At 37.2% G+C, this 20,545-nt stretch carries 9 protein-coding genes; 6 read left to right on the top strand and 3 right to left on the bottom strand.

Annotated elements, in window-relative coordinates:
* Positions 1–439: 439 nt before the first annotated feature.
* Positions 440–3,259: an efflux RND transporter permease subunit gene (locus AsFPU1_RS17395; RefSeq protein ID WP_124971601.1), complete on the bottom strand. Its 2,820-nt coding sequence runs from the start codon at positions 3,257–3,259 to the stop codon at positions 440–442.
* A 307-nt stretch (positions 3,260–3,566) separates the two neighbouring features.
* Between AsFPU1_RS17395 and psbA the strand changes: the two genes are divergently transcribed.
* Together psbA and AsFPU1_RS17405 are read left to right on the top strand one after the other, a co-directional pair.
* Positions 3,567–4,637, top strand: a complete 1,071-nt coding sequence (gene psbA, locus AsFPU1_RS17400; protein ID WP_124971604.1) for a photosystem II q(b) protein — start codon at positions 3,567–3,569, stop codon at positions 4,635–4,637.
* A gap of 479 nt (positions 4,638–5,116) precedes the next feature.
* Positions 5,117–6,760 carry a serine/threonine-protein kinase gene (locus tag AsFPU1_RS17405; RefSeq protein ID WP_124971607.1) on the top strand — a complete coding sequence of 548 codons (1,644 nt, stop codon included), beginning with the start codon at positions 5,117–5,119 and terminating at the stop codon, positions 6,758–6,760.
* A gap of 175 nt (positions 6,761–6,935) precedes the next feature.
* Here the strand turns inward: AsFPU1_RS17405 and AsFPU1_RS17410 are convergent, their stop codons facing one another.
* Positions 6,936–7,904 (bottom strand): alpha/beta fold hydrolase, encoded by a 969-nt coding sequence (locus tag AsFPU1_RS17410; protein ID WP_172957433.1) that lies wholly within the window; start codon positions 7,902–7,904, stop codon positions 6,936–6,938.
* A 154-nt stretch (positions 7,905–8,058) separates the two neighbouring features.
* Between AsFPU1_RS17410 and lysS the strand changes: the two genes are divergently transcribed.
* Entirely contained in the window at positions 8,059–9,780 is a 1,722-nt protein-coding gene (gene lysS / locus AsFPU1_RS17415) for a lysine--tRNA ligase (RefSeq protein WP_124971613.1), read from the top strand.
* Between the two features lie 254 nt (positions 9,781–10,034).
* Here the strand turns inward: lysS and psaK are convergent, their stop codons facing one another.
* On the bottom strand, positions 10,035–10,310 hold the full coding sequence (psaK, locus tag AsFPU1_RS17420) for a photosystem I reaction center subunit PsaK (protein ID WP_124971616.1): 276 nt from the start codon (positions 10,308–10,310) through the stop codon (positions 10,035–10,037).
* A gap of 102 nt (positions 10,311–10,412) precedes the next feature.
* Here psaK and AsFPU1_RS17425 point away from each other — a divergent pair, with 102 nt between their 5' ends.
* The 3 genes from AsFPU1_RS17425 (at position 10,413) to AsFPU1_RS17435 (ending at position 20,456) form a co-directional block, all read left to right on the top strand.
* Positions 10,413–11,051, top strand: a complete 639-nt coding sequence (locus AsFPU1_RS17425) for a phosphoribosylanthranilate isomerase (RefSeq protein WP_124971619.1) — start codon at positions 10,413–10,415, stop codon at positions 11,049–11,051.
* A gap of 103 nt (positions 11,052–11,154) precedes the next feature.
* A complete protein-coding gene (locus AsFPU1_RS17430) occupies positions 11,155–12,939 on the top strand; it encodes a ShlB/FhaC/HecB family hemolysin secretion/activation protein (RefSeq protein WP_124971622.1) in 1,785 nt (594 codons plus the stop codon).
* Between the two features lie 959 nt (positions 12,940–13,898).
* On the top strand, positions 13,899–20,456 hold the full coding sequence (locus AsFPU1_RS17435; protein ID WP_125061147.1) for a two-partner secretion domain-containing protein: 6,558 nt from the start codon (positions 13,899–13,901) through the stop codon (positions 20,454–20,456).
* The last annotated feature ends 89 nt before the right edge of the window (positions 20,457–20,545 follow it).

A 20,545-nucleotide genomic window follows, 5' to 3' on the forward strand; every position in this document is an offset into this window, starting at 1 on the left:
AATCACTCGAAAGTTCATCTTTTTAAACTTGACAAATTGTTTAATAAATGTATTTGATTCCTATTTCTATTATCTCTTAATCCTATCAATTTGCTTAAGATTATAACAATTTGTTTCATTTTACATAAACAGAAAAGAATAGACTAACAATAAGATTGTGCCAATAAATAATAGATGATTCATCCAATCATTAAATGTCCATTTTTTAAACATTATCGTTATTTTCTCCGAAGTTAATAGTCGATAGCTCGTTCTGGATTAAAAATATGTTCTAGAACATCTTGTGTAATGATTTTGATTTGAGATTTTACTGTTGATTTTAGAGTTTGCAGTTTCATATTTAAATTTTAAATTAAAGAAGTGGAACTCAGGTTAAAATAGTTGTAAAAAGTTTCTATTGACAGAAATAATTATACCATGAAAAACTTTTCAAACAAGTCTAATCATTTTGAGAAGAAGCTTTAAAAATGGGGGTTACTTCTTCTTCTTTTTCAACAGGAGTGACAAATGTTTTTTTAGATTTTCTGCGACTCTTTCCAGGAGGTTTAGGCGGTTTTTTACCTCCTTCAAGGATATATTTTTCAAAGTTTTTAATCACAATATAAAGAATAGGAACTAAAACTAAACTTAACACCGTTGCTAATGCTAACCCGCCAAAAATTGCAGTTCCTAAAGACCAACGACTAACCGCTCCCACACTAGACGCACTTAATAGGGGAGCAAACCCAACTAAGGACGAAACTGCTGTCATTAAAATAGGTCGTAAACGTTCTTCAGCAGCACTAATAGCCGCTTGAGCAATAGTCATTCCTAAAGCACGAGCTTGGTTAGCAAATTCAACGATAAGAATCGCATTTTTCGCCGCTAAACCAATTAACATAACCAAGGCGACCTGAGCATACATATCATTGTTTAAAATGGGCCAGATGCCGTTTCCTGGGTTAAACGGAGCAGTTTGTACAAAAGCAACCCGTAACCAAATGGCCCCTAATGCGCCCAAAATAGCCAAAGGAACCGTTAATAAAATGATTGTGGGGTCAACATAGCTTTCATACTGGGCAGCTAGAACCAAAAATACCATGACAAATGCTAGACCAAAAACAATAGGGGCCGCACCACCAGAGGTTTTTTCCTCTGCTGCCGTATTAGTCCATTCATAGCCAAATCCTGGTTGTAATACCTCATTAGCGACTTCTTCCATCACTTTGATCACCTGTCCTGAACTATAACCAGGGGCAGGAGAAGCAATTAATTTAATGGCAGGATAGGTCTTAAAACGGGTTAAAATTGGGGGATAGGTAGTTCTTTCGGGAGTGACTAAATTACTTAATTGAACCATAGTCCCATCACGCGATCGCACATACAAACGACCAATATCTTCAGGGTTGTCTCGATCTTCTGCTTCCGCTTGAGCATAAACCCGATATAGACGACCTTCAAAGACAAATTGATTGACAAAATTTGAACCAATATAGGTTTGTAAGGTTCTTAAAATATCTTGAATGTCAACATTTTGGGCCTTGGCTTTTTCCCGATCAATAGACATGGTGATCAAGGGACTATTAAAGGTAAATGTGGTAAAAGTTCGCCCAATTTCAGGTCGTTTATTAGCGGCGGCTATTACCCTTTGAGTATTATCAATTAAAGCATTCATGCCTTTTAATTGACGATCTTGGATAAAGATTTCTGAACCTTCAAAACTACTTAAACCATCTACTGGAGGCGCATTAGCAGCAAAAACTCTGGCTCCAGAAATTTGTTGAGCAAAGGATCGATTAAGATTTTGGATAATACCAAAGGCTGATTTTTGTGGGCCGGGGCGTTCTTCCCAAGGTCGTAACTTAATAAAAGTCAGAGATTTATTCGCATTTCTTCCTTCAAAAGAAAATCCCGTCAAGTTAATCACATGATCTAAAACTTGATCAGCATTTTCCATGTTTTGAACAATTTTAGTTGTTTGTTGATCAATGGCATAAGTATAGTTAAGAGAAACCCCTGGAGGAGCTTCCGTAAGAGCAAAAAAATAGCCTTGATCTTCAGCCGGAATAAACCCTGATGGCATTGTCGTATATATCCACCAAGTAGCAATTAATCCCCCAATAAATATCGCCATAACGATAATTTTAATGTGGGTAAGAAAGGTGACAAAACGACGATAACCTCCTCGAATAAATTCAAAACATCGGTTAAACCAACGAAAAAAGATCCCTAATGGCCCATGTTGTTCTTCAACAAATAGAGTATTATCTAAGCCAACAATTACTTTTAAACCAGGGGGAAAACTGGGTTCTAATTGTGCCATTTTATCTTTAGCAGCTTGCGCCGTTTCTAAAGCATTGCTTCCAGGTAATTGATAGATTAAAAAAGCCACACCCGGCTGACCATCTACATCTACTAAGGTATCATAGTTTTCCATGCCTAATTCGGCTCGTCCCACATCACCAATGCGGATCAGAGTACCATCTTCTCCGACTTTTACCACCATATTTTCTGCTTCTTCGACGTTAGTAAATCGTCCAGCAACCCGTAAGGGAAATTCAAATTGCTGTTCAGGAGGCGCGGGTTGTTGTCCAATTCTTCCGATTCCCACCTCAAAATTCTGTTCATTAATGATAGCAACTACATCTAAAGCGGTGAGTCCTCTAGCCGCTAATTTATCAGGTTCAAGCCAAATTCTCATAGCATAATTTGCCCCCCCAAACAGTCCGACAGAACCTACTCCTGGCAAACCTTTCATCTCATTGGAGATGTAGCGATCAACGTAATTATAAATAAAAGTTTTGTCATAAATGGGTTTACCATTGGGGCCATTTTCCGCATAAAACCCATAAACAAGGGTTAAACTGGGGGACTGCGTATTGGTTCTGATTCCAGCTTGGTTTACTACCGAAGGTAAAGTCGATTGAGCTTGGGAAACTCGGTTTTGTACTAAAACTTGAGCCGTATTACGATTCATTTCCGTCGGAAACGTCACGTTAACCGAAACATTGCCAGTATTATCGGTAAAGGAATCAATCCATCTTACTTGTTCAGTTCCGTTGATTTCTCGTTCTAAAACAGTCGTCACGTTGTCTTCTGTCGTTTTAGCATCAGCACCGATGTAATTAGCCGTTACAGCCACTTTTTTGGGGGCAATTTCCGGTAACTTATCCAAAGGCAACATAGCCATAGAAATCGTTCCCAGTAGCACAATCACAATACTACAAACGGTAGTTAAAACGGGTCGTTTAATAAAAGCATTAGCAAGGGAAAGTAACATGAGCCTTAGTCAGTCAAAGACTAGCGTTATATTGGTTTTATTAGTTTAAATGACAATCCTAAGACTATTTAGGATGAGTTCACATAACGATAACATACAGTGACGATCGCTTGTTTTTGCTCAACAATGGATAATTATCAACTGATAAGTTTAACTTATGACTCCGACAAGTAATACTATTGTTAAAGCCCTTTACAAAGCGTTACAAATTAGCTAAGATGATATCATCATACAAAAGGCAAACAGCCGCAAGGCAAAAAGCCAACGTTATCGTACCTTGACAAATTAATACAGGAATTATAAGCACATGACCACTACCTTACAACAACGCGAGAGCGTTTCCGTATGGGAACAGTTCTGTCAGTGGGTAACAAGCACCAACAACCGCATTTATGTAGGTTGGTTCGGTACTTTAATGATCCCCACCCTCTTAACTGCTGCCACTTGCTTCATCATCGCTTTCATCGCTGCTCCTCCCGTAGACATCGATGGTATCCGTGAACCAGTTGCTGGTTCTTTGCTTTATGGAAACAACATCATCTCTGGTGCAGTTGTTCCTTCTTCTAACGCTATCGGATTACATTTTTATCCTATTTGGGAAGCAGCTTCTCTTGATGAATGGCTCTACAACGGCGGCCCTTACCAATTAGTGGTTTTCCACTTCTTAATTGGTATTTTCTGCTACATGGGTCGTCAGTGGGAACTCTCCTACCGTTTAGGAATGCGTCCTTGGATTTGTGTCGCTTACAGCGCACCTGTATCTGCGGCAACTGCAGTATTCTTAATCTATCCCATCGGACAAGGTTCTTTCTCTGATGGTATGCCTTTAGGAATCTCTGGAACCTTCAACTTCATGTTCGTGTTCCAAGCTGAACACAACATTTTGATGCACCCCTTCCATATGTTGGGAGTTGCTGGTGTCTTTGGTGGTTCTTTGTTCTCCGCGATGCACGGTTCTTTAGTAACCTCTTCTTTAGTTCGTGAAACCACTGAAATCGAGTCTTTAAACTACGGTTACAAGTTTGGACAAGAAGAAGAAACCTACAACATTGTAGCTGCTCATGGTTACTTTGGCCGTTTAATCTTCCAATACGCTTCTTTTAACAACAGCCGCGCTTTACACTTCTTTTTAGGAGCATGGCCTGTCATCGGTATTTGGTTCACCGCAATGGGTGTGTCCACCATGGCTTTCAACCTCAACGGATTTAACTTCAACCAATCGATTTTAGACTCACAAGGTCGTGTAATCGGAACCTGGGCTGATGTATTAAACCGTGCTGGTATCGGGATGGAAGTAATGCACGAGCGCAACGCTCACAACTTCCCCTTAGATTTAGCTTCTGCTGAACCTATTTCTGCTCCCGCTATCAATGGTTAATTCCTTGATTAAATAAAACTGAATAATTAATAAAAAGCACTCTCTATAAAGGGGGTGCTTTTTGATGTGTTTGAGAATTTTTGTTTTTGTCCAGGTACTTACGGTAGGGGCATGGCATTAGTTATATTGTCCTGAAAACCATCAACTTATTATCGCCATGCCCCTACAAGTTAATAGTGAGCTTGTTTTTAAAATCATTAACTTATTATCGCCATGCCCCGACTTGATCAGATTCTGGTATAATCGACTTAATTACAAGCTATTTTGCTTTTATAGCATATTTTAGTCTATCTGTCAATGGGTAACTCCTGGGTTATTTTGAGAACTTGGACAAGAAAGATAGGTAAATTTTAGTCTTAGTTTGTTACTTTAAGGGAATGTTGGGGAATATTACAAGTAGACGACTCTTAAATCATTATCTTGACCGCATTTTGCATCCGATAGGTCAACGTCAAAACCAATGATATCGGTGAGATTGAATGAGCTACTGTGTAAATCCTTCCTGTCCACAGCCGAAAAACCCCAATAATGTCCAGGTTTGTCAAACCTGTGGCTGTCAATTACGTCTTAACAACCGTTATCAACCATTAGGTATCTTGGGGAAAGGGGGTTTTGGAGCAACCTTTGGGGCCGCTGATTTGACTCTACCGGGGACTCCCATCTGTGTAGTAAAACAATTACGTCCAGCCACAGATGACCCTCAAATTTATAAAATGGCCAAAGAATTATTTGAACGAGAGGCTCAAACTTTAGGCATTGTGGGAAATCATCCCCAAGTTCCCCGATTACTCGACTATTTTGAGCAAAATCAGGAATTTTATCTCGTCCAAGAATACGTCAAAGGTTATAACCTTCACCAGGAAGTCAAAAAGAGTGGAACACTTAGTGAAGCAGGAATTAAACAATTTTTAACCGAACTCTTACCCATTCTGCAATACATCCACTCTCAAAAGGTGATTCACCGTGATATTAAACCCGCTAACCTAATTCGCTCTCATAAAGATCGTAAACTAGTTTTAATCGATTTTGGGGCCGTTAAAAATCAAGTTAACTCTATGATAGCTAACAGTTCCTCTGCTCAAACTGCGTTAACTGCTTTTGCGGTGGGAACAGCTGGTTTTGCCCCTCCTGAACAAATGGCCATGCGTCCGGTTTATGCGAGCGATATTTATGCGGTTGGTGTTACCTGTATTTATTTATTAACGGGACAAACTCCTAAAGATATTGGTTGTGACCCAGAAACCGGAGAAATTGCTTGGAATAATTATGTACGAATCAGTGACTCTTTGACTAAAGTCCTGAAAAAAATGCTAGAAATCACCGTCAAACATCGCTATAAATCAGCACAAGAAGTGTTAGATGCGATGGCAATGGCTCCCTATGATGAAGGGATGCAGCAAGGTATGACGACGATGATCACTGGATTTAGTTCTTCTGCCAGTACACGAATTAATACTGGTGTTATTAATCGTTCGACACAATCCCAAAGTTTTGGCCAACCTAATACTAAGATCTCGTCAGGAATGCCTGTTTCTGCCATTAATACAGAAGTCGGTGGTACTGTTTCTACTTCTATGGGAGCGGGTGCAATGGCTCCTGTGGGTAACGTGGGTTATAATTTCGCCCCTATTGCCCGTCGTCGTGGCAGTTCCAGTAACAATAATGCTTCTGAAAGCTCAATCAAGAAACCTACTAAATGGAATCCTAAAACTATCTTAATGGCTTATGAAAAAGGACGACGAGATTTTGCTCAACAGGAATTAAATGATCTTGATCTTAATAAGGCTTTTCTCCCAGGAATTAATTTTTATGAATCAAAATTAAGCCGTGCTAATTTACAAGGGGCTGAATTATCTCGTGCTGATTTTGGGCGAGCTAATTTAAGTCAAACTATTATGAAAAATGCCAATTTAAGTGATGCTTATCTAGGTTATGCTGATTTGAGTGGGGCGGATTTACGAGGGGCTAATTTGTTTGGTGCTAATCTTAAATATGCTAATTTACAAGGAACTAATCTCTGTGGTGTTGATTTGAGTTCGGCTCAAGTTACTGAATCTCAATTAGCCTCAGCTAAAACTAATTGGAGAACGGTTATGCCTAATGGTAAACGAGGTAGTTGGTAATCTAGATTTTACCGTACAAGTTATACTTTATTATCGCAAATAATAAAGTATAACTCTTTCATAGTTAAGCTATACAAAACAGGCAAGATGCGGCGTTCCACACCTATAAATTAGTCCGCGCTCGTCGGACTTCATTTTTATAGTATAAGGCTTTAGCCTTTTATTAATTATTGATTTAACTATTATCAATTAATTGTTTAATCGCCGAAATAATGATTTCTGGTTCATCTATCCACACAAAATGACTACTATTATAAGCTTGAATTTGTTGAGAATTTGACGAAATATTTAGGATAGCTATCTGCATTTTATCTCTCAATTGATCTGCCGCTTTTAAAGGTAAATAAAAGTTCCAAGGAGAAGACTTAAAAAAGGTTTTTGCTTTAATACTAATTAACGGTAGATCTCCTAAATCATTAGCTTTCCTCATTTGTTGACCACTTAGATCTAAATTAATCATCTCTTGTCCCATGGTTAACCAATGTTGATAATGATAAAAAGAACGTTTAACTTTTGCTAAAATAGTAGGAGAAAATTGTTTTAATTCGGGTTTAATTAATTCAAAGATTTTCAAAGTTCCTAATAATCTAACTAAACCTAATATTGAGCCAAATATAGACAGAAAAAATCCTGAAATAAAAAATAATTTTAGTAACTTTAGTTGAGGAGAAAGAGTTAACATTCCTTCTTCATGTAATCCATCTGTGAAAATAAGTCCCCTTACTTTTTCAGGGAAATAATGAGCATACAGTCGCATATTATAACTGCCAAAAGAATCTCCAACTAAGAGATAAGGTGGTTGAATATTAGCTCGTTGTAAAAGTTCGTCTAATTCTTGAACAATGACTTGACTACATCGTTTTTTCGGACTTGCATCACTCCAACCATATCCCCCTCTATCATAAATACATACTTTAGTTATTTTGGCAATATCTTCTATTAAAAAATAACCATCAATTCCTCCTAAACTATGATCAAGAATAACGGTAATATCTCCTTGTCCTTGACAATAAATATGTAGGTTATATCCTCCCATATCGATTAATTGTCCTGGAGGATTTTTTCGATAAGGATCTCGCCAACTTGCCCAAACATGATAACTTGTTGTTATTCCTAAAAATATAAACTGAATTAACTCATTAATCATAAACTTCAATGAAATCCTTAAATCTTAAGACTAAATAATTATAGCAATAATTAGAAAGAAATAAGATATAATAAAATTATGTGTTGATTAGCATAAAACTAATTCAGCCAAACCAAACAAATTTTGACTTTTTTTTGAGTTATAGATAACAATGTCTGCGAATCAATCCCAACCTGAACCACATTCATCTTCTAGTTTAGAAGAAATTCGCGCTACACGCCTTGAGAAAGTAGAACAATTAAAACAATTAGGATTAAATCCCTACGCTTATAAATGGGAATCAACCCATCAAGCGGGCCCATTACAAGAAAAATATGCTGATCTCGAAAATGGGGAAGAAGTTGAGATAGAAGTAGCGATCGCCGGTCGAATTTTAGCTCGTCGTGTCTTTGGAAAACTTGCCTTTTTTAACTTACAAGATGAAACAGGAACCATTCAATTATATTTAGATAAAACTTGTATTCAAACTCACATGAATGAATTGCCTAATGCCTTTGAAAATGTCAAAAAATTAACTGATACAGGAGATATTTTAGGAGTCAAAGGAACCATTAAAAGAACTGAAAAAGGAGAACTTTCGGTTAAGGTTAGAGACTATACAATTTTAACCAAATCCTTATTACCTTTACCGGATAAATGGCACGGTTTAACCGACACAGAAAAACGCTATCGTCAACGTTATGTAGACTTAATTGTTAATCCTCAAGTACGACAAACTTTTCGTCGTCGGGCTGAGATTACGGCTTCCATTCGTCGTTATTTAGATAACCAAGGATTTATTGAAATAGAAACCCCAGTGTTACAAACAGAAGCTGGAGGAGCAGAAGCTCGTCCATTCATTACTTATCATAACACTTTAGAGATGGATTTATATCTGAGAATTGCCACAGAATTACATCTAAAAAGATTAATTGTAGGGGGATTTGAAAAAGTATTTGAGATGGGTCGAATTTTCAGAAATGAAGGGGTTTCTACCAAACATAATCCTGAATTTACCTCCATTGAATTATATCAAGCTTATGCCGATTATAATGATATGATGGAGTTAACTGAAAATCTAATTACAACTGCAGCAAAAGAGGTATTAGGAACCTTAAAAATTACTTATCAAGAGGTTGATATTGATTTATCGACTCCTTGGCGACGGGTAACAATGCAGGACATTGTTAAAGAAAAAAGTGGCTTAGATTTTACAGAATTTACTACTTTTGAAGAAGCAAAAAAAGCAGCTAAAAAAGCTGGATTAGAAATTCCTGATAGCTGTAAAACTATGGGAAAATTACTCAATGAAGCCTTTGAGCAAACTGTTGAAGAAACCTTAATTCAGCCTACATTTATTACAGATTTTCCGGTTGAAATTTCTCCTTTAGCGAAACCTCATCGGAGTAAAAAAGGATTAGTAGAACGCTTTGAATTATATGTTGTGGGACGAGAATTAGCTAATAGTTTTTCTGAGTTAACTGATCCCATTGATCAACGACAAAGATTAGAAGAACAAGCCGCACAAAAAGCGGCTGGAGATTTAGAAGCCCATAGCGTTGATGAAGATTTTTTAACCGCTTTAGAATATGGAATGCCTCCCACTGGAGGTTTAGGAATTGGCATTGATCGCTTAGTTATGTTATTAACTGATTCTGCTAGTATTAGGGATGTTATTGCCTTTCCTTTGTTAAAAAATCAGAGTGCGGCAGTTAAATCTTTTGACTATGATGCAGAAAAAAAAGTTCTGAGGGTTGAGTTTACTAATGGGAGTATTTATCAATATCATGATGTACCGAAATTGGTGTATCAAGAGTTAGAAAAGTCACCCTCAAAAGGTCAATATTTTAATGCTCAGATTCGAGACAAATTTGGTTTTGATCGTGAAGTATAATTAATCTGTAGGGTGGGTTAGACGCGGCTATGATTTTGGTGCAAAACTAATAATTTTTAATCTGCGTCGTAACCCACCATCTTAATTATTGTAGCTCCGACATAAATTTTATAATCAGATGTCGGGATAGCTATGTTCTGTTGGGTTTCGTTCCTCTTTATACCTAGATGTCGGGATAGATGTGCTGTGTTGGGTTTCGTTCCTCAACCCAACCTACAAAAGAGGGTAGGGTGGGCAATGCCCACCTTTTGGGTTTAAAGAATACCAGAACTCGATAAACCTAAAATAATTCCTGCGCCTAAAATATGGCCAAAGCTACCAGTAGCTAGGAGTTCAGGCAGTCCGAATTGTTTTTTTGCCGCTAACTGAGGCAGAGGTAAATCTGGTCCCGCACCCGTATTTTGGATAGCAAAATAACCAATGATAAAAGCGAAAAGGTTAGCAAAAATCATAATAATACAGACAGACAAATTCCAACTTGCGGTAGTAGGAATAGAGGAGTGAGTCAGAAGCACTAAATTTGATAACATTGAGTTGATGTCTCCTATGAGGATAAACAAGAGGCATTATAAAAATTTATGGCTAAAAAATTACATTTTGTTGAAATACTTAACATTAGGGTGAATTAGTTAATGCGGATTAAAATTTGTGGTATCACGAAACCAGAACAAGGACAAGAGATTGCCGATTTAGGGGCGACTGCGTTAGGATTTATTTGTGTCCCCTCATCTCCTCGTTATGTTACCCAAAGGCAAATTCAAACTATAGTTAAGCAAATTTCCCTTAAGGTTGACTTAATTGGGGTATTTGCTGGGGCGAATTTGACTCAAATTAGGGAAATTGTCCCTAAAACCGGATTAACTGCTGTGCAACTTCATGGGAATGAGTCCCCCGAATTTTGTCGTCATCTTAAACAAGCATTGCCTCATATTGAATTAATTAAGGCCTTTAGAGTAAAAAATGCTGAAGTTTTAATACAAATATCCCCTTATTTTAACTGGGTAGATACCTTACTTTTAGATGCTTATCATCCCCAACAATTAGGAGGAACAGGTTATACTTTAAATTGGGAAAGTTTAACTGGGTTTAATCCTCCTATTCCTTGGTTTTTAGCGGGGGGTTTAACTCCTGATAATGTTATAGATGCGTTAACCCAATTACATCCTACCGGAATTGATTTGTCGAGTGGGGTTGAGCGATCGCCAGGGGATAAAAATTTAACAAAAGTAAGACGATTATTTGAGATTTTAGCCGAGATAGACGCAAAATGATATCAAGAATAACTCCCTGTAAAGATATTTCATTAACCTTTTTTTCAAGGATTTGCGATAATTCAAGGGGAAACTCTTCATCTGGGTAAAAAAGGTCGTAAAAATGCTCTACCAAGCTGATTTCTTCGAGAGAAACAATGGGTTATTGTCACTAATTTGTCAAGTAACAATAATCTCGATAAATTGTGCAACTTTTGCCCAAAGTTTACCCCAATCTCCCCAACCTGACTTTCCGAATACCCCTCTACTTCCCTCGGATACCCCTTTACAATTTCCCCCTGTTACTGTACCTGCGGTGACTCCCCTTCCTGGAAGTTTGCAAGTCACCGGTATTGAATTTATCGGTAATACCGTTTTTAGTCAAGAACAACTGGGGAAAATTGCCGTTTTATCTCCTGAAATAGGGATTAGTTCTATTGACAATCAAAACCTTGAATTTTCCGAATTACTACAAATTGCGACAAAAGTGGCTGAATATTACCATAAAGAAGGATATACAACTTCTGGTGCTGTGGTCGTCATTCCTAAAGCTACCAGAGAAAAGGGAGTTGGAATGATTCAAATTCGCGTGATAGAGGGTATCTTAACAGAAATTCAAGTCAATATCCAGGATGAAAATGTTATTGATACCCGTTTTCATGATTATGTGCGAAGGCGATTAAAAGTAGTAGAAAATCAACCCCTTAATGTAAATACTCTCTTAGAAGCTTTACAATTATTGCAACTTGACCCTTTAATTAAGCAAATTTCTGCCACTTTATCATCAGGAACTCAACCAGAAAGCAGTCGTTTAATAGTTACTTATCAGCCCAATAATCCCCTTAGTTTTCCTGTTATACTAGATAATGGACGTTCCCCCAGTGTGGGAAGTTTTGAGAGAGGATTTTCTGTTAAATACGACAATTTATTAGGATTTGGAGATAAAATTCTGCTTGGATATATCAATACAGATGGTAGCGATCGCCCTTCATTTCGTTATGAAATTCCCTTTAATGCTGATAATGGAACTATACGCTTAGATTATAGTTATAATAATAGTGCTATTATTGAAGCCCCTTTTGATGATGTTAATCAAGACGGTATTAGTGGTGACATTAAATCCCGTTACGAGGCTTATGATTTTACCATTCGTCAACCATTAATTCGTTCTATTCAAAATCAAACTTTAACAGAGTTCGGTATTAGTTTAAATGTCTCTTGGCGTAATACCCAATCTTTTTTATTTGATCAACCCTTTCCCTTTTCTTTGAGTGCGGATGTTTTAGGAAATACCCGTCTTTTTGCCTTAAGATTATCCCAAGATTATTCTCGACAAAATGCGACGGAAATTTATGCGTTTAACTCTCAAATAAGTTTAGGGTTAGGGGTTTTTGGTTCAACTATTAGTCCGCAAATAAGCGGGATTGATATACCTGATAGTCAGTTTATCGCGTGGCGAGGACAGGGTCAATATATAAGGGTTTTAGCACCAAATACCCTATGGTTGGTTAGAAGTAATTTACAAGTAGCAGATCGCCCTTTATTACCCATTGAACAGTTCTCTATTGGGGGATTAGGAAGTGTTAGGGGTTATCGACAGGATCAATTGTTAACGGATAATGGTTTTTTTGCTTCAACGGAGGTACGATTTCCTATTTTAACGTTTCCTGTACTAGAAAAAGAAAGCATCTTACAAGTCATTCCTTTTATTGATTATGGACTCGGTTGGAATACCTCTTTGCCTTCTCCAAATCCGAATAGTTTAGTTTCAGTAGGATTGGGAATATTATGGCAATGGGGCAATTTTAATGCGCGGTTAGATTGGGGAATCCCTTTAACAGATTTTCCCAGAAATCAGAATTCTTGGAATGAAAATGGCTTATATTTTACGATTCAATATGGACTTTAACTCTAAAGAGTTAAGCTATACAAACAAAGGTTGCCTACGCAACCTACAATGAGCGTCCGCGCTCGTCGGACTTCGTTTTTATAGCATAAGGCTTTAGCCTTTTATTGATTATTAATTTAGCATAGTAAGTCCGGTAGAACCATAAAATTGTATTTTTCATGGTGTGTAAATTAACCTTAAATAATATTAACATATCGCAATCAGTAATGATTCATGAGATCTTTTTTCTTCTCTGTTGCCTGTTGCCTTTGACTCAAATTTAATTCTCACAACTGATTACTGATTGCTATATAATCATATTTGTTGAAAATTAGCAAGCATTCAGAACGAGAAGGACTCACTTTCTCCTTAAATAGAGAGAAACGAATGATAATTGGGGTCTGTGTTGAGAATCTATACCGAGAATTATAAAACTAATTCTGTGAGATCGTTGCTTTGCAAACTTTTTCCAAAATGTACAAATCGTGTCGTTCGATAAACTTTTCATTGTTTAATCTCAGGAATCAAGTAGTAAATATTATTAGGAGTTTCTGTTACTCCGTTACCTGGATCTCTGCATTATCGAATTCATTTTATACAAACTTAACAATTCGTTATAAAACTTGATAATTTTGGGTCAAAGTATAGCTTTTTATACCAATTTCCTAAATGTAAGCGAAACATCTTTGTAGGGGTCAACGGCCGTCATTGGTGTCAACTTAAGGCGAAACTTGACGAGGTGCAAGCTTTCTCACTATCCCACCCTCACCCTGCCAAGGGTGGGGTTAACTGTACAAAGCCTGTCTACACAGGCTAATGTTACAGTAAAGTCTGCGCTCGTCGGGCTTTGTTTGTATAGCCACAGGCTTTAGCCTGTCGGCGTTTGGGTTGAAGATATTAATATTACCTGGCCTTGGGGAAATTTTGGACAAAATGTTCTATAATGTCAGTCAAAAACCCCCAAAGCTTACAAAATACTGATGTGTACTTGGTATCGTTCGACTGTCTTTTTCTGTCTTGTTTTCTCTGTGATTTGTCAGGACAAAGCGATCGCCCAAATTATCCCTGATAATACATTAGGGGGTGAAAGTTCGAGTGTCAACCCAATTAACCCCAATTATGACCGTATTGATGGGGGTGCAATACGAGGTAGCAATTTATTTCATAGTTTTCGGGAATTTAATATTCATGAGGGAAATTCAGCTTATTTTAGCAATCCTGAAGTAATTAAAACTATTTTTAGTCGGGTAACAGGAAATAATCCCTCATTATTGTTAGGAAAGTTAGGTGTTTTAGGGAATGCTAATCTCTTTTTTATTAATCCTAATGGGGTGATTTTTGGGCCAAATGCTAGTTTAGATATCTCTGGTTCTTTTGTGGTAACAAGTGCAAAGAGTATTCGTTTTCCTGATGGCAGTGAATTTAGTGCTGTTAACCCCCAAGGTGCGCCATTATTAACTATTGATGTTCCTGTAAGTGTGGGATTAGTGTTTGAGGGAGATACCACTGGTAAAATATATAATCAAGCAGATTTACAAGTAGGAAAACATCTTTCTTTAATTGGGGAAACTATTGTTAATGAAGGGTCAGTTATTGCGACACAGGGAGATGTTACCTTAATTAGTAAAACTAATGGTATTGTTCAATTAGATACTATTGGAAAATATGTTGAAAGTAGCTCACTAACATCAACAGAAAAAGCAATTAAGACTGAGGAAAATAATTCTTTAGAAAATTCTGCAAAAACGGAAGAACAAAGCAATTTATCAAGAAATAGTATATTAACTAATAAAAACCATAATAGTTCCTTGGAGAATCCAGTCTCTAATAGTTCATCAGATGTTCTGACTCCAAAAACTGGAGATATTTTAATTATGGGTTCTTCAGATAAACCATCAATACTGTCTCAGAACTTAATGATTAATGCTGATAATAATTTAACCATTAAAGATGCCAAAATTGGCGCAAGTAAAGATTTAAGTTTAACCGCAGAAAATACTTTAAGAATAAGAGATAGTAAAGAAAGACCTGTTCAAATAATAGGAGGACAAGATTTAACTTTACAAGGAAATCAATCGGTAGATATTTTTGCTTTGAACAACTCAAATAGCGGTTTAGTTTCAGGAGAAGATATGATTGTGCGTTCAGAAAATAATGTGATTGGAGATACACATTATTGGACTGGGGGGAGTTTTCGTGTTGAAAAGTTGGATGGAAGTTTAGGGGATTTGGAGAGTCCTAATGATCCAATTATTCGTTCTCAAGGGGATGTTAATTTCTCTACTTATTTAGGTGCTTCTTTGCATATTTTAGCAGGAGGTTCAGTTAAAATTGGTAGAGTAATTATTACGGGAACCGATACTGTTGGTGATACAATTAATCCAACATCAACACCTAATTTAGCTAATGTGGTTCTCTCGAATGGAGAATCTCTAACTATCAATGGAAACCAAAGTCCAACGCTTGACATTCGTGCTGGAGTTAACCAATCAGTAATTGGTAGTCCTTTAGGAACTATTGGGATTGGTAATAGAGATCTCTTTTTACCTAGTATTCCTACTAACAATTCTACTATAACTAATGCTGACATTACTATCGGAGAAATAATAATTTTTCCTGTGAATGGAGTAGTTTTTCTGACAACTCAATATCAACCCAACTTAAGCTTGACAGGTGGAAATATTAATGTAACAGGTGAAGGGTCACTTTTTAAAGCAGGAATTGAAAATCAAGGCTCTGTTATTCTAGATTCTAGAAATAATATTAATACCAAAAATAGTCCTTTAAACACATCATCAGTTAGTGGTGATGGAGGCAATATTACATTACTAGCAAGGGGAGATATTAATATCAATTCTCCAATAACATCTAACAGTAGTGCTTTTAATGGTAATGGTGGTAATATTTTAATTGAAGCCGCAAAAAATGTTAATCTTAATGCCTCTCTCGATTCTAGTAGTAATTTAGGTAATGGCGGAAGTGTACTAATAGAATCAGGAAATGATATTATTTTGAAATCAGATATAAAATTTTCAACTAAAACAAATGATTTATTTGGGGGAGATATTAGTTTAAATGCTGATAATAATATAATAGTAAATTCAAACGTAGACATTTCATCTATCGCTTTAATAGGAGGCAATATAACTTTTGAAGCTGGCAACAATATATCTATAGAAAGCAATTCTTCTATTGATTCTAGTGGATTTATTGGGGGAAATATTAGCTTTGCCAGCAATGGTAATATTTCAATAGCTACAAGTATTATAAAGAGTGAAAATCAAGAAAATGATTTTAATTTAGATGGTAAGGGAGGGGCTATTAACATAGAAAGTAACTCTATTTTAATTAAAAATAATAGTCAGATTTATACTCAAACTTTTTCAACTTTGAATGCAGGAGATATAAATATTAATGCTATAGATACAGTTGAAATACTCAATAATAATCAAGTAGCCAGTAACGTTGGTACTCAAGATGCTAGAGGAAATGGAGGCAATATTAATATTATATCCAAAATTCTTGAGCTTGATAATTCGTCAGCATTAATTACTAATACAAGTGGAATTGGGGACGGAGGAAATTTTAATATCTTTGTTGATAAATCATTACAAATTTCTAAGGGTTCTCAAATCATAACTTCGACATCTGGCACAGGAAATGCGGGAAATATTATTATTCAAAGTCCTTCAGAAATTTCTCTTTTTGCTTCTAACAATTTGATTCATAGTTCGGCAGAAGCTGGATCAACAGGTAATGCAGGAAATATTGATATAAAAACTCAGTCACTTTCCGTTCAAAATGGAGGACAAATAATATCAATTGTTCGTGAAGCAGACAACAAAAAAAATCTTCCTTCCGGGCGAGGAAATGCCGGTAATATCAATATTACTGCTAGTGATTCTATTATTTTACAAGGAATAAACACTAATGGAGAAGGTAGTTTAATACAATCGAGATCAAGAGGAAAGGGTAATTCAGGAGACTTAAGTATTGAAACTGGGAGCTTATCCTTACAAAATGGTGGAGTTATATCAACAAGAACTGCTAACGAAGGAAAAGCAGGTAATATCAACATTAAAGCAACTGATTCTATTACACTACAAGGAAGAACTTCTAAGAATATAAGTAGTATTATAACCTCTCTATCTTCAGGACAAGGAGACGCAGGAAACTTAAAAATTGAAACTGGCACTTTGTCATTACAAGATGGCGCGTCTATAACGACTTATACTACAAATAAAGGCAAGGGGGGAAACCTCACTATTATTGCTCCTGAATCTATCACTTTGGAAGGAAAGAATTTCAACAATATTAATCAAGGCAGTACGATATCTTCAGGGACAGGAGGAAGCGGAAATGCAGGAAACTTAAGAATAGAAACTGGTATATTGTCCCTCAAAGATGGAGCTTCTATAGACACAGGAGTGATAGGAACTATTAGTAAGGGAAAAGGAGGTAATCTGACTGTTATTGCTACTGATTCTATTCTTCTACAAGGAACAAATGATAGTGGACTAGGAAGTTTTATCACTTCCGAATCTGGAGGAAAGGGAGATGCAGGAGACTTAATACTTGAAACAAATGTCTTATCCTTAAAAGATGGTGCTTATATAACAACAGGAACTCTAAATGAGGGAAAAGGAGGAAATTTAACCATTATTGCTGCTGATTCTATCACCCTAGAAGGAACAAATAAACTTCTAAATGGAGGGGGTAGTCTTATATCATCTGCGTCACAAGGGAATACCTTTAGTGGGTCCCAAACAGGGGGAGATTCAGGAGATATTAGAATAGAAACAAGAAGTTTGTCTCTAAAAAATGGGGCAAGTATATCTACCTTAACCTCAAATAATCCATTCACAGGAGCTTTAAATACAGGCAATGCAGGAAATATTAACATTATTGCCAGCGACTTCATTACTCTACAAGGACTCAGTGGTGATGGGATTGGTAGTTCTATCACCACTAATTCATCAACAGTGGGAAATGCAGGAGACTTGAGCCTAAAAACTAGCACTTTATCTTTGCAAGATGGGGCTTATATAAATACTACAACCTCAAATATAGGAAAAGGAGGTGATATTACTATCATTGCTCCAAACTCTATCACTTTGCAAGGAAAAAGTGGCAATGGAAATAGTAGCATCATTTTTTCAGGAACAATTGGTAAGGGAGATTCAGGAAACTTAAGGATAGAAACAGGTATATTATCTCTACAAGATAGTTCTCATATACTGACAAATACAGTAGGAGAAGGAAATGCTGGTTCGATTATCATTGATGCCAAAGATTTGATTACTCTAAAGGGGCGAAATATTCAAGGACTCGGTAGTAGTATTAGAACGGGTACAGGAGGCTTAGGGAATGCCAACAATATCATCCTCAATACCCCTCAACTTAACCTCTCTGATGGTGCAAGACTCTCTGCACTTACCTCTGGAAAAGGAAACGCGGGGGACATCATTGTTAACTCTACTATCGCGGTTAATATCGGTAATAACAGTCAACTTACGGTAGAAACCAGTGGCGCAGGTAAACCCGGCCATATCGACATCACCACCAATACCCTGAACATTGGTACGGACGCTCAACTCAGTGCCACCACTACTGCCACCGCTACCAACCGTGAAACAGGCGGCAGCATCAACCTTAACGCCAATCAAATCAATCTTTCGGGAAAACTTGGCATCTTTGCTGAAACTCAAGGTGTTGCCCCCGCAGGTGATTTAACCATTAAACCCAATAACACCCAAAATCTCGATATTAACTTTACCGACAACGGATTCATCTCTGCCAGAACCTTTGCTAGTGGCCAAGGGGGAGACATTGAGATTAACGCACCCCAAACCATTGATATTCGGGGACAAGGTAAAATAACCGTCGAAACTCAAGGCAGTGGCAATGCAGGTAATATCACCCTCAGTAGTCAAAACATCAATCTTGCTGATGGTCTAGAAATTGCCGCCTCTACCACTCGAACAGGTAGCGCAGGGAATATTAACCTCAACGCTAATCAAATCAACCTGCAACAAACTAGCGTTAATGCTGTTACTAATAGTTCAGGTAATGCGGGTAGTATTTCTCTCTCCCATCAAGGGAACAATGCCAAGATAATTAATTTAGAAAATTCTCAAATCTCAACTGAAATTCAAAAAAATGGACAAGCGACTCGTCCCAGTAATATTGACATCAAAACCGATAGATTGACCCTTAATAATTCTACGATTACCGCCTCGACTCAGGGAAAAGGAGATGCAGGGAATATAACAGTCCCTAATGCTCAAAATATCAACCTTAATCAATCTGAAATTACCGCGAGTACATCAGGAGAAGGCAACGCAGGAGATATCAACCTCAAAACAGAAACCCTCAACCTCAACAATCAAAGTCAGATTACCAGTACCGCCAACCGACGCGCAACTGGAGATGGGGGCGATATCACCTTACAAACGCGAAATCTTGCACTTAACAACGCTTCTCAAATAAGTACCAGTACCCAAGGAGAAGACACCGCAGACGCAGGAAAAATTGCGGTTACAGCAGAAAATATCACCTTAGATAATAACTCCCAAATAGCCGCCACTACCAATGCAGGGAAAGGGGGAACTATCAACCTTTCTGCTAATACCTTAGATGTAAGTAACAGTAGTCAAATCCGCACTACAACCACCGGAAAAAATAACGCTGGAGACATCACCGCCATCATTCGAGATAATATTACACTTTCTGGCACTAATAGTGGCTTTTTTGCCGATACAGGACTTAATTCTTTGGGCAAAGGCGGTAATATTTTTATCAACCCGATTCAATTTATCATCAAACAAGGGGCTGCCGTTTCTGTCAATAGTCGAGGACAAGGTATCGGTGGCAATATTTTCATAGGTGCGAATAATTTAACCCTCGATAATGGCACGATTTTTGCCCAAACTTTTAGCACTACTGGCGGTAATATTACCCTGAGGATTAGTGATATTTTACTAATGCGAAACGGTAGTCAAATTTCCACTACTGCTGGTACTACAAACGCAGGAGGAAATGGCGGTAATATTACTATTAATGCTAAACTAATTTTAACAAATCTCTATGATAATAATCGCATTACGGCTAACGCTTTTACAGGAAATGGAGGAAATATTAACATTACATCCAGAACAATTTTCGGTTTTGTCGTGGGGGCAGCATTAGAAAAAATTAGTGTGATTGATGCTAGTTCTGCTTTGGGATTAGATGGAATAATTAACATCAATACCACTATTATTGACCCCACCCGTAGCTTAGATAAGCTACCCGATACCAATATTAACCCCAATATTCAACAAGGCTGTCAAGCATCTAGAAAAGCAGCAACCGTTGAATTTTATGATATTGGTAGCGGTGGGATTCCTATTAACTCAGAGCAACTATTTACCCCTTTTCCTCTCCATTCTACAGGCTTAATCCCCTTGGAAACTATTACCGCGCCCTCGTCTTATTCTCAGATTAATGTAAATAACAATTATCGTTTTAGTCCGTTAAAATTTAATTGTCAATTGTAAGTTTTTTGGGCTTTGCTGATTGATGTAAAAAAACCTCCGGCGGGTTGATCTAGTTTTTTGGTGAGAATCATGGATTTATTTAAAAAACC

The sequence above is a fragment of the Aphanothece sacrum FPU1 genome (genome assembly GCF_003864295.1).
Taxonomy (GTDB): Bacteria; Cyanobacteriota; Cyanobacteriia; order Cyanobacteriales; family Microcystaceae; genus Aphanothece_B; species Aphanothece_B sacrum.